The sequence below is a fragment of the Pseudomonas sp. AP3_22 TE3818 genome, from assembly GCF_053628995.1.
This window is the reverse complement of sequence record NZ_JBRJHL010000001.1, coordinates 444,919-459,193: the sequence shown is the minus strand read 5'-3', so window position 1 is coordinate 459,193 and position 14,275 is coordinate 444,919. Positions and strand designations below refer to the sequence as shown.

Annotated in this window: 14 protein-coding genes; 6 read left to right on the top strand and 8 right to left on the bottom strand. The window is 60.9% G+C overall.

The window, feature by feature from the left end:
- Positions 1 to 64 precede the first annotated feature (64 nt).
- The 4 genes from trmB to AB7M25_RS02205 form a co-directional block, all read right to left on the bottom strand.
- Positions 65 to 790, bottom strand: coding sequence for a tRNA (guanosine(46)-N7)-methyltransferase TrmB (gene trmB, locus AB7M25_RS02220; RefSeq protein WP_008065101.1), 726 nt, complete (start codon positions 788 to 790; stop codon positions 65 to 67).
- Between the two features lie 9 nt (positions 791 to 799).
- Entirely contained in the window at positions 800 to 1,594 is a 795-nt protein-coding gene (locus tag AB7M25_RS02215) for a thiazole synthase (RefSeq protein WP_007975390.1), read from the bottom strand.
- A 60-nt stretch (positions 1,595 to 1,654) separates the two neighbouring features.
- Positions 1,655 to 1,855 (bottom strand): sulfur carrier protein ThiS, encoded by a 201-nt coding sequence (thiS, locus tag AB7M25_RS02210; RefSeq protein WP_429388375.1) that lies wholly within the window; start codon positions 1,853 to 1,855, stop codon positions 1,655 to 1,657.
- 178 nt (positions 1,856 to 2,033) lie between these two features.
- Positions 2,034 to 2,402, bottom strand: a complete 369-nt coding sequence (locus tag AB7M25_RS02205; RefSeq protein ID WP_454236938.1) for a DUF423 domain-containing protein — start codon at positions 2,400 to 2,402, stop codon at positions 2,034 to 2,036.
- A gap of 74 nt (positions 2,403 to 2,476) precedes the next feature.
- On the opposite strand from AB7M25_RS02205, the gene mtgA reads away from it, so the two are divergent.
- Complete coding sequence (gene mtgA, locus AB7M25_RS02200) at positions 2,477 to 3,199, top strand: monofunctional biosynthetic peptidoglycan transglycosylase (protein ID WP_429388372.1); 723 nt, start codon at positions 2,477 to 2,479, stop codon at positions 3,197 to 3,199.
- A gap of 169 nt (positions 3,200 to 3,368) precedes the next feature.
- On the opposite strand, the gene rpoH is transcribed toward mtgA, so the two are convergent.
- The 4 genes from rpoH to ftsY form a co-directional block, all read right to left on the bottom strand.
- Positions 3,369 to 4,223: an RNA polymerase sigma factor RpoH gene (rpoH, locus tag AB7M25_RS02195; RefSeq protein ID WP_007975386.1), complete on the bottom strand. Its 855-nt coding sequence runs from the start codon at positions 4,221 to 4,223 to the stop codon at positions 3,369 to 3,371.
- Positions 4,224 to 4,343: 120 nt separating this feature from the next.
- A complete protein-coding gene (ftsX, locus tag AB7M25_RS02190; RefSeq protein WP_095964214.1) occupies positions 4,344 to 5,366 on the bottom strand; it encodes a permease-like cell division protein FtsX in 1,023 nt (340 codons plus the stop codon).
- Positions 5,363 to 6,034 carry a cell division ATP-binding protein FtsE gene (gene ftsE / locus AB7M25_RS02185; RefSeq protein WP_007975383.1) on the bottom strand — a complete coding sequence of 224 codons (672 nt, stop codon included), beginning with the start codon at positions 6,032 to 6,034 and terminating at the stop codon, positions 5,363 to 5,365. Before ftsE ends, ftsX begins: the two co-directional genes overlap by 4 nt.
- Positions 6,031 to 7,563 (bottom strand): signal recognition particle-docking protein FtsY, encoded by a 1,533-nt coding sequence (ftsY, locus tag AB7M25_RS02180; protein WP_454236937.1) that lies wholly within the window; start codon positions 7,561 to 7,563, stop codon positions 6,031 to 6,033. Before ftsY ends, ftsE begins: the two co-directional genes overlap by 4 nt.
- A 343-nt stretch (positions 7,564 to 7,906) precedes the next feature.
- Here ftsY and AB7M25_RS02175 point away from each other — a divergent pair, with 343 nt between their 5' ends.
- The 5 genes from AB7M25_RS02175 (at position 7,907) to AB7M25_RS02155 (ending at position 14,247) form a co-directional block, all read left to right on the top strand.
- Entirely contained in the window at positions 7,907 to 9,262 is a 1,356-nt protein-coding gene (locus AB7M25_RS02175) for a M16 family metallopeptidase (protein WP_429519175.1), read from the top strand.
- Entirely contained in the window at positions 9,255 to 10,745 is a 1,491-nt protein-coding gene (locus tag AB7M25_RS02170) for a M16 family metallopeptidase (protein ID WP_454236936.1), read from the top strand. The genes AB7M25_RS02175 and AB7M25_RS02170 overlap by 8 nt, the downstream gene beginning before the upstream one ends.
- The gene (rsmD, locus tag AB7M25_RS02165) at positions 10,745 to 11,341 is read left to right on the top strand and encodes a 16S rRNA (guanine(966)-N(2))-methyltransferase RsmD (protein ID WP_108217068.1); all 597 of its coding nucleotides are present in this window, start codon (positions 10,745 to 10,747) and stop codon (positions 11,339 to 11,341) included. Before AB7M25_RS02170 ends, rsmD begins: the two co-directional genes overlap by 1 nt.
- 127 nt (positions 11,342 to 11,468) lie before the next feature.
- Positions 11,469 to 12,815, top strand: a complete 1,347-nt coding sequence (locus tag AB7M25_RS02160) for a M16 family metallopeptidase (RefSeq protein ID WP_454236935.1) — start codon at positions 11,469 to 11,471, stop codon at positions 12,813 to 12,815.
- Entirely contained in the window at positions 12,808 to 14,247 is a 1,440-nt protein-coding gene (locus AB7M25_RS02155) for a M16 family metallopeptidase (protein ID WP_454236934.1), read from the top strand. Before AB7M25_RS02160 ends, AB7M25_RS02155 begins: the two co-directional genes overlap by 8 nt.
- Positions 14,248 to 14,275 lie beyond the last annotated feature (28 nt).

Genomic DNA, 14,275 nt, shown 5'->3' with positions numbered 1-14,275 from the left:
AACGAAAACGCGGGGCATCTGGAGCCCCGCGCTGTTCTCTGGCTTTTCGCGAGCAGGCTCGCTTCTACGACTGCTTCTCGAACTTCAAATCCCAAACGCCATGCCCAAGACGTTCACCACGGCGTTCGAACTTGGTGATCGGGCGCTCGGCCGGGCGCGGTACGCACTTGCCGTCTTCGGCGAGGTTGCGATACCCCGGGGCGACATTCATCACTTCCAGCATGTATTCGGCGTACGGTTCCCAGTCGGTGGCCATGTGCAGAATGCCACCGACCTTCAACTTGCTGCGTACCAGTTCGGCGAAGGACGCCTGAACGATACGGCGCTTGTGGTGACGGCTCTTGTGCCACGGATCGGGGAAAAACAACATCAGGCGATCGAGGCTGTTATCGGCCACGCAGCGGTTGAGCACTTCGATCGCATCGCAATCGTAGACCCGCAGGTTGGTCAACCCCTGGGTCAACACGCCATTGAGCAGCGCCCCGACACCCGGACGGTGCACTTCTACCCCAATGAAATCCTGCTCCGGCGCAGCCGCTGCCATTTCCAGCAGCGAATGGCCCATGCCGAAACCGATTTCCAGCGAGCGCGGTGCCGAGCGACCGAACACCTGGTCGAAGTCCACTGGCGCGTCGGCCAGCGGCAGCACGAACAGCGGCGCGCCCTGCTCCAGGCCGCGTTGCTGGCCTTCGGTCATGCGCCCGGCGCGCATCACGAAACTCTTGATGCGGCGGTGTTGGCGCTCGTCGCCTTCTTCCGTCTGGATTGGCGTGTCGTTCGATTCAGTCATCAATGGCTCTTACTTGATCAGACCATCCAGCGGCGAAGAGGCGCTGGCATAGAGTTTTTTCGGCATACGGCCGGCGAGGTAAGCCAGGCGGCCTGCGACGATCGCATGTTTCATGGCTTCAGCCATCATGACCGGCTGCTGGGCGTGGGCGATGGCCGAGTTCATCAGCACCGCATCACAACCCAGTTCCATGGCGATGGTGGCGTCGGAAGCGGTACCGACGCCGGCATCCACCAGCACCGGGATTTTGGCTTCTTCGAGGATGATCTGCAGGTTGTACGGATTGCAGATCCCTAGACCGGAGCCGATCAGGCCGGCCAGCGGCATCACCGCGATGCAGCCGATTTCCGCCAACTGACGGGCGATGATCGGATCATCACTGGTGTAGACCATCACGTCGAAGCCTTCCTTGACCAGCGTTTCGGCGGCCTTGAGGGTTTCGATCACGTTGGGGAACAGGGTTTTCTGATCGGCCAGCACTTCCAGCTTCACCAGGTTGTGGCCGTCGAGCAGCTCACGGGCCAGACGGCAGGTGCGCACGGCTTCGATGGCGTCGTAGCAACCGGCGGTGTTCGGCAGGAAGGTGTAGCGATCCGGCGACAGCACTTCGAGCAGGTTCGGCTCGCCCTCGATCTGACCGAGGTTGGTGCGGCGCACGGCGAAGGTGACGATCTCGGCACCCGAGGCTTCGATGGCCAGGCGGGTTTCTTCCATGTCACGGTACTTGCCGGTACCGACCAGCAAACGCGACTGGTAAGTACGACCGGCCAGGACGAAAGGCTTGTCGCTGCGAACGATGCTCATGGGAAATCCTCTGTAGGGGTGAGGTACTTGCAGAATTCTGTGGCCATTCGGCCGAGACTACTAGCCGCCGCCGATGGCGTGCACCACTTCGACGTTGTCGCCGTCGTTCAACATGGTGTCTGCATGCTGGCTACGCGGGACGATATCCAGATTGAGTTCGACCGCCACCCGGCGTCCGGTCAGGTCCAGACGGGTCAGCAGGGCCGCAACGGTTTCACCGTCGGGCAGTTCAAAGGATTCGCCGTTCAACTGAATGCGCATGCCGGATGCCGCCATCATTTTTTGGGGCAGGCATTCTAGCCCGATCAGTCAGGTCGACCCAAGCCATTCGTCGTTATGGACCTTGTAGGAGCGAGCTTGCTCGCGAAAAACGCCAGGGCAATGCGTTAAATCAGTCAGCACGCGTTATCGTTGACGTCCATCGCGAGCAAGCTCGCTCCTACAGGCGCCAGGCGGCAAGTCCGAGGCAAAACCAGCCCACCAAGAACGCCAGGCCACCGAACGGGGTGATGATGCCGAGCTTGCTAAAGCCGGTCAGCGTCAATACATACAGACTTCCGGAGAACAGCAGGATACCGATGGCAAACGATGCGCCGGCCCAGGTGACCAAACGACCGGGCACCTGCGTAGCCAGCAGCGCCACGCCCAGCAGCGCCAAGGTGTGCACCAATTGATAGGTGACGCCGGTATGGAAGATCGCCAGGTACTCGGCGCTCAGGCTATTTTTCAGGCCATGGGCAGCGAAGGCGCCAAGGCCGACACCGGTGAAACCGAAAAAAGCGGCCAGCATCAGAAAGCCACGCAGCATGCAGAACTCCAGTCAGTTTCGATCCAAAGGGTCTGTATAATGGCCCGCTCAACGGGTTCGGCCAAGCCATCTCTATGCTGCGTATCTATTTCCGTCATTTCTCCAAGGCCGTGCTCTGGTTCATGGGTGGCAGCGTATTGCTGGTGCTGATCTTTCGCGTGGTGCCGCCCCCGGGGACGGCGCTGATGGTCGAGCGCAAGATCGAATCCTGGTTTGACGGCGAACCCATCGACCTGCAACGGAGCTGGAAACCCTGGGACGAGATCTCCGATGACCTGAAAGTCGCTGTGATTGCCGGGGAAGACCAGAAATTCCCGGAGCACTGGGGCTTCGATATCGGCGCGATTCAGGCGGCGTTTGCCCATAACGAGCGCGGCGGTTCGATCCGCGGCGCCAGCACCCTGAGCCAGCAAGTCTCGAAAAACCTGTTCCTGTGGTCTGGCCGCAGCTGGCTGCGCAAAGGCCTGGAAGCCTGGTTCACCGGACTGATCGAAGTGCTCTGGCCCAAGCAGCGGATTCTTGAGGTGTACCTCAACAGTGTTGAGTGGGATGACGGTGTGTTTGGCGCCGAAGCGGCAGCCAGGCATCACTTTGGCGTGAGTGCGAAAGGCCTCAGCCGCCAGCAAACGAGCCTGCTCGCCGCCGTACTGCCCAACCCCCGCGTCTGGAGCGCCAGCCATCCGACATCCTACGTTTCACGCCGGGCTGGCTGGATCAGGCAGCAGATGAGCCAGTTGGGTGGGGACAGCTATCTGGTCGGGCTGAACGATTCGCGCCGGGCGCCCTGGAAAGACTGACGAAGCTTTTGTAGGAGCTGGCTTGCCAGCGAAGGCGATAGGCCTGACACACCGCGTTGCCTTGATCGCTGGCAAGCCAGCTCCTACAGGGAGCAGCGCCACATCCAGGATTTTCGTACACAAACAAAAAAGCCCCGATCAATGATCGGGGCGTTTTTTTGATCGCCAGTTACGCAGCGATCGACAACTTGAGCTTGTTCATCGCGCTCTTCTCGAGCTGACGAATACGCTCGGCCGACACGTTGTACTTCTGCGCCAGGTCGTGCAGCGTGGCTTTTTCTTCCGCCAGCCAGCGCTGGTAGAGAATGTCACGGCTACGGTCGTCCAGCACTTCCAGCGCTTCGTGCAGGTTGTGGTTGGAGTTGTCGCTCCAGTCGGCGTCTTCCAGTTGACGTGCCGGGTCGTACCGGTGGTCTTCCAGATAGTTCGCCGGCGACTGGAAAGCACTGTCGTCGTCCGCCTCGGCAGCCGGGTCGAAGGCCATGTCATGGCCGGTCAGGCGGCTTTCCATCTCGCGCACTTCCCGAGGCTCTACGCCCAGGCTTTCAGCGACGCGATGGACTTCCTCGTTGTTCAACCAGGCCAGGCGTTTCTTCTGGCTGCGCAGGTTGAAGAACAGCTTGCGCTGGGCCTTGGTGGTCGCGACTTTCACGATGCGCCAGTTGCGCAGGATGAACTCGTGGATTTCCGCCTTGATCCAGTGCACGGCAAAGGACACCAGCCGCACGCCCATTTCCGGGTTGAAGCGTTTAACAGCCTTCATCAGGCCGACGTTGCCTTCCTGGATCAGGTCAGCCTGAGCCAGGCCGTAGCCGGAATAGCTACGGGCGATATGTACGACAAAACGCAGGTGGGCGAGCACCATCTGCCGAGCCGCCCCCAAATCCTGCTCATAATAGAGACTCTCGGCCAGTTCACGCTCCTGCTCCGGCGACAGCAATGGAATGCTGTTGACGGTGTGCACATAGGCCTCCAGGTTCGCACCCGGGACCAGAGCATATGCAGGTTGCAAAGAATTGGTCATACGAAAAAACCTCCGACTTACAAACTCGTGCAGTTCAGCACTGCGAAAATTGACCGGAAACCGAAAGACAAGTTCCCTAAAACCCAAAAACGCTGAAAGGTCAATACGAGCAAAATGATACTACTTAGGCGCAAGCTCCCTCAGGTGGCGTGCGACTGCAATCCATGCACCGATATACCCCAACAGCACCGCGCCAAGCAAGAGAGACAGACCGTCGGCAACTGGCACTCCAGCCAGCGCAAAATCACTGCCATACAAACCGGCCAGCCCTACCACCGCGTCGTTCAGCCAATCAAGGCCGAACGCAAGCACGCCCCAGGACAGAATCCCCGCACCGAAGCCATACAGCGCCCCCATGTACAGGAAGGGCCTGCGAACATAGCTGTCAGTGCCGCCGACCAGTTTAATCACTTCTATCTCTGTGCGGCGGTTTTCAATATGAAGACGAATGGTATTGCCTATCACCAAAAGTAATGCAGAAACCAGAAGCACGGTCAGACCGAAGACAAAACGGTCACCCAGCTTGAGGATGGCTGCCAGACGCTCGACCCAGACTAAATCAAGTTGCGCCTGTTGTACCTTCGGCAACTCGGATAGTTTTTGTCTTAATGCTTCAAGGGCCGGCTTGTCGACTTCGGTCGGCGTTACCAACACCACGCCTGGCAGCGGGTTCTCCGGCAACTCCTTGAGGGCCTCGCCCAAACCGGACTGTTGCTGGAACTCTTCCAGCGCCTGATCCCGGCCAACGTATTCGGCATCGGCAACGCCAGGCATGCCCTTGATCTGATCGCGCAGCGATTCGCCTTCGGCCGGCTTGGCCTCAAGGTCCAGATACAGGGAAATCTGCGCCGCGCGCTGCCAGGAACCACCCAGACGCTCGACGTTACTTAGCAAAAGTGACAGCCCCATGGGCAAGCTCAGGGCCACCGCCATCACCATGCAGGTGAAAAAACTGCCGATGGGCTGTTTGCCCAGGCGACGCAAGCTGTCGACCATGCTGGCGCGATGGCTTTCGATCCAGGCACGGAACAACGTGGCGAAGTCCGGCCCGTCGTCATCGTCGTGCTTTTTCTTTTGCGGCTGCGGATCGGCGGCTTTCGGGGCCACGCGCTCGGAAACCTTGGGGCTACGTGTTGCACTCATACCGCGGCCTCCCCGTCACCGATCAATCGACCGCGTTGCAACGTCAGCATGCGATGGCGCATGCGGGCGATCAGGGCCAGGTCGTGACTGGCAATCAGCACGCTGGTACCCAGGCGATTGATGTCTTCGAACACACCCATGATCTCGGCGGCCAGACGCGGGTCGAGGTTACCGGTCGGCTCATCCGCCAGCAGCAAGGCCGGACGGTGGACGATGGCGCGGGCGATGCCGACGCGCTGCTGCTGACCGGTGGACAGGTCACCCGGGTACAGATCGGTTTTATCCGACAGCGCCACGCGTTCCAGTGCCGAGTCCACGCGCTTGGCGATCTCGGCCTTGGACAGGCCCAGGATCTGCAAAGGCAACGCGACGTTATTGAACACCGTGCGATCGAACAGCAACTGGTGATTCTGGAACACCACGCCGATCTGCCGACGCAAGAAAGGAATCTGCGCGTTGCTGATGGTGCTCAGGTCTTGCCCGGCGAGCAGCAGCTTGCCGCTGGTCGGGCGCTCCATCGCCAGCAACAGGCGCAACAGCGTGGATTTACCGGCGCCGGAATGGCCGGTGACAAACAAGAACTCGCCACGACGGACTCGAAAGCTCAGCTCATGCAAGCCGACGTGACCGTTCGGGTAGCGCTTACCGACCTGTTCGAAACGAATCATGAACGCTCCCGCTCGGCAAACAATGCCTGGACAAAGGGTTCTGCTTCAAAGGTACGCAAATCGTCGATGCCTTCGCCGACACCAATGTAGCGGATCGGCAGGCCGAATTGCTTGGCCAGGGCAAAAATCACCCCGCCCTTGGCGGTGCCGTCGAGCTTGGTCAGCGCCAGGCCCGTCAGTTCGACGGTCTGGTTGAATTGCTTGGCCTGGTTGATGGCGTTCTGGCCGGTGCCGGCGTCAAGCACCAGGAGCACTTCGTGAGGTGCGTCGGCGTCGAGCTTGCCGATCACCCGGCGAACCTTTTTCAGCTCTTCCATCAGGTTGTCTTTGGTGTGCAGGCGGCCGGCGGTGTCGGCGATCAGCACATCGATGCCACGGGCCTTGGCGGCCTGCACAGCGTCGAAGATCACCGAGGCCGAGTCGGCGCCAGTATGCTGGGCGATCACCGGGATCTTGTTGCGCTCGCCCCAGACCTGCAACTGCTCTACCGCCGCCGCACGGAAGGTGTCGCCGGCGGCGAGCATGACTTTCTTGCCTTCCAGCTGCAGTTTTTTCGCCAGCTTGCCGATGGTGGTGGTCTTGCCGGCACCGTTGACGCCGACGACCAGAATCACGAACGGCTTGTTCTGCGAGGTGATTTTCAGCGGCTGCTCGACGGGCTTGAGCATGGCCGCCAGCTCGGCTTGCAGGGATTTGTACAGGGCATCGGCGTCAGCCAGCTCCTTGCGCGCAACCTTCTGCGTCAGACGCTGAATGATCACCGAGGTGGCTTCGACACCGACGTCAGCGGTCAGCAATCGGGTTTCGAGGTCTTCGAGCAGCTCATCATCAATAACCTTTTTGCCCAGGAACAGGCTGGCCATGCCTTCGCCGATACTGGCGCTGGTCTTGGACAGGCCCTGCTTGAGGCGGGCGAAGAAACCGGCCTTGGTTTCTTCGGTGCGTACGGGTTCTACCGGGGTTTCGACGGGCGTCGCGATCGGCGCAGGAATCGGAGCGGGTGCCGGTGCTTGAGCAACCGGAGCAACCGGAGCAACCGGAGCAACCGGAGCAACGAATACCGGAACCTCTGGCTGGCTGACAACGGGAACAGGCTCGGCCACGACGACTGGTTCTACAATCGCTTCGACCACAGGCGCATGAACCGGTGCAGGCGCAAACGCTGCCGGGGCCGGAATCGGCGGGGTCACATGGGGGGCCAGGTCATTTTCGACCAACGCCACGGGCTCTTCGGCTACCGGCAGGGTCAACCACGGTTCGGCCGTCGGGGCCAGCGGCTGTTCGGTGACGATTTCGCTGACAGGTTCGGGAGCGGCTTCAACCTTGGGCTGCAGCAACGGCTCGGTAACCGGCAGAACAACCGGCGCGGGCGCTTCTTCTATTACCGGAACCGGCGTCGGTGCTGGCTCAGGAATGGCTTGTGGCTGTTCGACGACGGGTTCCTGCGGCTTTTTGCGCAGCCATCCGAACAGGCTTTTCTTCTCGCCAGCCGCAGCTGGGGTCTTCTTGTCGTCGTTGGAACCAAACATGGAGGACGGCTATCTCACGGTAGCGACGCGCCAATGGCGCCCCGGCAAATAAATAATCGATGCAGAACAGACTGTGATTGACCCAGCTTGTTCACGCGCAACATTTTGTCGAGGTGCCAACGGCGCCTCAAAGGTCGACTAATACGAAGGACTGAAACGGCATCGTCGGCGAAAACGCAGAGTTTAGCTGACAAACTCAAAGTTTCTGCCGGTAACCCATACAACCCGCAGGCCAATCAAAGGCCTGATAGGCGTGGCCGCCAGTAAAACGGATCAGTATCCTAGCACCCTCTCGCCCGCTGACGCTAAGAACAAGCGGGCAGCCCCAAAGGTTTGAAAACGAATGAATGCTCTTGCCCGCCGCGCCGCAGGCCTGCTGCTCAGCACGGTTTGCCTGCCCCTTTCGGCCCTGGCTGCCGACCCGCAACCCACCCACGAATTCACGCTCGACAACGGCTTGAAGGTGGTCGTGCGCGAAGACCATCGTGCGCCTGTTGTGGTTTCCCAGGTCTGGTACAAGGTCGGCTCTAGCTACGAGACGCCGGGCAATACCGGCCTGTCCCACGCTCTGGAACACATGATGTTCAAGGGCAGCGAGAAGGTCGGCCCCGGTGAAGCCTCGCTGATCCTGCGCGACCTCGGCGCCGAAGAGAACGCTTTCACCAGCGACGACTTCACCGCGTACTACCAGGTGCTGGCCCGGGATCGCCTGGGCGTAGCCTTCGAACTGGAAGCCGACCGCATGGCCAGCCTGCGCCTGCCGGCCGACGAGTTCGCCAGGGAAATCGAGGTCATCAAGGAAGAACGTCGCCTGCGCACCGACGACAAGCCGATGTCCAAGGCCTATGAGCGCTTCAAGGCCATGGCTTACCCGGCCAGCGGCTATCACACGCCGACCATCGGCTGGATGGCCGATCTTGAGCGGATGAAGGTCGAAGAACTGCGCCACTGGTACCAGACCTGGTACGTGCCGAACAACGCCACGCTGGTGGTGGTCGGCGACGTGACGCCGGACGAAGTCAAGGCTCTGGCCCAACGCTATTTCGGCCCGATCGCCAAGCGTGATGTGCCGGCCGCGAAAAAGCCGCTGGAGCTGGCCGAACCGGGCGAGCGCCAGATCACCCTGCATGTGCAAACCCAACTGCCCAGCCTGATGCTGGCCTTCAACGTGCCGAGCATTGCCACCGCCGAAGACAAGCGCCTGGTCAATGCCCTGCGCCTGATCTCGGCGTTGCTCGATGGCGGCTACAGCGGACGCATTCCGACGCAACTGGAGCGCGGAGAAGAACTGGTGTCCGGCGGCTCGTCGAGTTACGACGCCTACACCCGTGGCGACAGCCTGTTCACCCTGTCGGCATCGCCAAACTCGCAGAAACACAAGACCATTGCCCAGGCAGAAGCTGGATTGTGGAAGCTGCTCGATCAGTTGAAAACCACTGCGCCGACGGCTGAAGAGCTCGAACGGGTTCGTGCACAGGTCATCGCCGGCCTGGTCTACGAGCGTGACTCGATCACCAGCCAGGCCACCGCCATCGGCCAACTGGAAACCGTCGGCCTGTCGTGGCAGCTGATGGACACCGAACTGGCCGACCTGGAAAGCGTGACCCCGGAAGATATCCAGAAAGCCGCCAGGCTGTATTTCACCCGCGAACGTCTCAGCGTCGCCCATGTACTGCCTCTGGAGACGACTCATGAGTGAGCGTAAACCCTCCCGCCTGGCCCTGATCGGGCTGATCGCTGCCGCCGTTATCGGCTCTGCCGCGTTCTATCTGTCGCGCTCCGGCGAAACCAGTGCCAGTGAAGCCCTGGACAAAGCCAAGGCCAGCCAGAAACTGCAATCGCTGACCGAACTCAACGGCAAGGCGCCGGACCACCGCAAGCTGGACGTGCAGACCTGGAACACTGCCGAAGGCACCAAGGTGCTGTTCGTCGAAGCCCATGAGCTGCCGATGTTCGACATGCGCCTGATCTTCGCCGCCGGCAGCAGCCAGGACGGCGATGCACCGGGCTTGGCGCTGCTGACCAACGCCATGCTCAACGAAGGCGTGGCCGGCAAGGACGTCGGCGCCATTGCCCAGGGCTTCGAAGGCCTGGGCGCCGATTTCGGCAACGGTGCTTACAAAGACATGGCAATCGCTTCACTGCGCAGCCTGAGTGCCAAGGACAAGCGCGAGCCGGCCCTGAAGCTGTTCGCCGACGTCATCGGCAAGCCGACCTTCCCGGCTGACTCACTGCTGCGCATCAAGAACCAGATGCTCGCCGGTTTCGAATACCAGAAACAGAATCCCGGCAAACTGGCGAGCCTGGAACTGATGAGCCGCTTGTACGGTGATCACCCGTATGCGCATTCCAGCGATGGCACGGCGAAGAGCGTACCGGTGATCACCCAGGCACAACTGCGTGCGTTCCACGAGAAAGCCTACGCAGCGGGTAACGTGGTGATCGCGCTGGTCGGCGACCTGTCCCGCGCCGAAGCCGAAACGATTGCCGCACAGGTTTCCGCTGCCTTGCCCAAAGGTCCGGCGCTGCCAAAAATCGCGCAGCCGACTGAGCCAAAGGCGAGCATCGGCCACATAGAGTTCCCGTCCAAGCAGACCAACCTGTTGCTCGCGCAGTTGGGCATCGATCGCGACGATCCGGACTACGCGGCGTTGTCCATGGGTAACCAGATTCTCGGTGGCGGCGGTTTTGGCACCCGGTTGATGAGCGAAGTGCGCGAGAAGCGTGGCCTGACTTATGGCGTGTATTCGGGTTTCACGCCGATGCAGGTGCGCGGCCCGTTCATGATCAACCTGCAGACCCGCGCCGAGATGAGCGAAGGCACCCTGAAACTGGTGCAGGACGTCCTGGCCGACTACCTTGAAACCGGCCCGACCGAAAAGGAACTCGACGACGCCAAGCGCGAACTGGCCGGCAGTTTCCCGTTGTCCACCGCCAGCAACGCCGATATCGTCGGCCAACTGGGCGCCATCGGTTTCTACAACCTGCCGTTGAGCCACCTGGAAGAATTCATGCAGCAGTCCCAGGCCTTGACCGTCGAACAGGTCAAAGCCGCCATGAACAAACACCTGGGCACGGACAAAATGGTCATCGTCAGCGCTGGCCCGACCGTGCCGCAAAAGCCGTTACCGGCCCCTACTGATAAACCTTCCGAGCAGCCGCTCGGGGTTCCGGAGCATTAATGGCCAGTCCCAAGAAACCCGCCAAAAACGTCCATAACGGCGTGAACCAGTTGCGCATCATCGGTGGCGAATGGCGCAGCCGCAAACTGAACTTCCCCGACGCCCCGGGCCTGCGCCCGACGCCGGACCGCGTGCGTGAAACCCTGTTCAACTGGCTCGCGCCGTACGTGCCGGGCGCCAAGGTGCTCGACCCGTTCACCGGCAGCGGCGCGCTGTTCCTCGAAGCCCTGTCCCGTGGCGCGGCCATGGGCCAGGCGCTGGACGCCAGCAGCATCGCGGTGTCCAGCCTGAAGGAGCACCTGGGCACCCTGCGGTGCACCAACGGCCAGGTCCAGACCGCCGATGCCCTGCGCTATCTGGAAACCCAGACCGCAACGGCCTACGACCTGGTGTTCCTCGACCCGCCGTTCAACCAGAACCTGCTGCCCGCCGTTTGCAAGTTGCTCGAAGAGCGTCAATGGCTGGCCGAAGATGCCTGGGTGTACACCGAGAGCGAATCCGCGCCGTCGACCCTGGGCCTGCCGGAGAACTGGCGCCTGCACCGCGAGCAGAAATCCGGGCGGGTTTATTACTCGCTTTGGCAACGAAGCGCCTGACACTCCGGCGAGATGACGGCTACCGAGTCGATTGGGGGAGTGCACTACATAGTTACCGCCTGACACCTTTGCGGATGCTCCACAGTGGTTTGCGCAAATACCTGCAAACCACTGAGGATGTACACGGATGAACATCTCCCGCAGCACGCTGATGCTGTCCTTTATCGCCTGGTTGCCGCTCATGGCTGCCGCGGCATCCCCCCCTGCAACACAAGACTTCTTGCTGGATAACGGTCTCAAGGTCGTCGTGCGCGAGGACCACCGGTCCCCCATCGTCACCGTCCAACTCTGGATCAAGGTCGGCTCAAGCTACGAACCGCCCGGCCAGTCGGGCCTGTCCCACGCCCTCGAACACATGGTGTACAACGGCAGCAGCAAAGCCTGCGCCGGAGGGTTCGCGGCGATACTTGAAAAACTGGGGGCCCGCCAAAACGCCTTTACCGGCACCGACTTCACGGTCTTCCATCAGACACTGTCTTCCGGCCGCGCCGGCGTCGCTTTCGAAATACTCGCCGACCTGATGAGTACGGCCGAGCTGGATGCGCAGGACTTCACGCCGGAGCTCAAGGTCATTCAGGAGGAGCGTCGGATGCACGTTGATGATGAAATCACCGCATCGGCTCACGAACGACTGAACAGCATCGCCTACCCGACCAGCGGCTACCGCACGCCAACAATTGGCTGGATGCACGACCTGCAACGAATGAGCGCCGCGCAATTGCAGCAGTGGTATCAGGCTTGGTATTCGCCGGACAATGTGACGCTGGTGGTCGTTGGCGATGTTTCACCTGAGCGAATCAAGACCCTGGCACAGCAGCACTTTGGTCACCTTGAGCGACGTGCGACACCTGTGTCGCCTGCCCCAGTCGAGCTGGCTTCTGCCGGTGAACGGTCACTGACCCTGCACGCACCGGTAGCATCCCCGCGTTTGATCATGAGCTTCAACGCGCCCAGCCTGGCCACGGCACCGGATCGTCGGACCGCCCATGCCCTGCGCTTGCTCCAAAGGTTACTGGCCGGTTCCAGTAGCGCGCGGATCCAACAGCAACTGCAACTGAGCGAAGCGATATTCACCGAGGCCCAGTCAGAGTACGACGCCTTCAATCGCGGCGATTCGTTGCTGACCATCAGCACACAACTCAACCCGGACAAGCTCAATGACGCTGACGAAGCCCTCGCCCGTCTGTGGCAAGTGATCGATTCACTGAAGAGCAAGGCACCGGAACCGGCAGAACTGGAGCGCGCGAAAAACCTCCTGATCGCTGAAGCGGTTTATGCGCAGGACGATCTGCAAGGGCAGGCCAACACCTTGGGCCTGCTGGAAGCCATCGGCCTCGACTGGCGGCTGGCCGATCAGGATACGGATGAGCTGAACAAGGTCACCCCCCTGGAAATTCAACAGGTCGCAAAGACTTACCTGACGCGTGAGCGCCTCAGTACCGCGAAAATCTTGCCGGAGAAAAACAATGGGTAAGCTCAAAAGCGTCATCAATGGATTGATCCTGGCCAGCATGCTGTTGAGTACCCAGGCCTCCGCCACAATGTCCCCACAGAAACCAGTGCTGCAATCGCTCAATGAACCACAGACTCCGACGCTCCACCGCACGCTGTCGATCAAGGGTTACAAAACCCTCAGTGGAACCAAGATCCTGTTCATCCGCACGCCTGGCCTGCCGATGTTCGACGCTCTGGTGAGCTTTGCCGCCGGCAGCGTCCACACCCCCCATCAACCCGGTCTGGCAGCGGTGACCTTAAGCCTTTTGAATGAGGGCGTGGCTGGCAAGGACGTCAATGCCATACAGGCGACGTTCGATAATCTGGGTGCAAGGATGGACATGGGTATCGGTCAGGACCGGACCTGGTTTTCCCTGCGCAGCCTGAGTGACGAATCACGGCGCGCTCCAGCCCTGGAACTGTTTGCCCAGGTACTTGGCAAGCCGCTGTTGCCGGAGGCATCCCTGCCTGCGGTGAAATCCCAACTGCAGTACTTTCTGGACCTCGAGGATCAGTCCCATGCCACTCAAGCCCGACAAGTGAACCTCGGCCAACTGTTTCCCGACCACGGTTATGCTCAGTCCCTCTACGGCACCCGGGCCGGGCTTGCCTCCATCACCCGCACTCAGGCGCAAGACTTTCATCGCGAGGCTTATGCCGCAGGCAATGCCCAGATCACACTGGTCGGCGACCTCACCGAGGAGGAAGCCCAGCGCATTGGTACACAGATATCCGCAGCCTTGCCCCTGGGGCCGGCCACTGCCGCGATCCAGCCAGTGACAAGTCCAACGGCCCCGAGTCTGCTGCGCGTTGAGCGACCATCGACCCAGGCTTACCTGCGTCTTGCCCAGCCAAGTGTCCTGCGCAGCAGCCCGGACTACGACGCGCTGCAGATGGCCATGCGGATTTTCACCAACCGACTGAGCAATGAACTCCGTGAACGCCGAGGCCTGACCTACCACGTTGAAGCCGACCTTACAGCCCTTCAGGCACAAGGGTTGCTGACCATTAAATTGCAGACCCCACCCGAGCAGGTCGATGCCGTGCTGGCCCATATCAAGACGATGTTCAGCGACTTCCTGGCCCAAGGGCCGACCCAAGAGGAACTTGACGACAGCCAGCAGCAACTGGCCGGTAGCGCACCGTTGAACAGCGCTACCAATGCGCAGATTCTTAACCAGTTGTACGCCATCAGTGCCCACAATCTGCCGCTGGACCTCGACTTTGCCACGCAAGCCGCCTTGAAGCTGAACCTCGCATCCATCAAAACCGCGCTCAACCGGCATTACCACGCCGACCAATGGCGCGTTGTCATTCTGGGGCCGAAGGCAGATCAACAACCGCTACCCGCTCCAATCGAAAGCGCAACCAACGCCATGTGTCGCGCACCTGACGAGAATGTGGCAAGTTAGTTACCCCCCGACGACGCGGTCGCGGCGC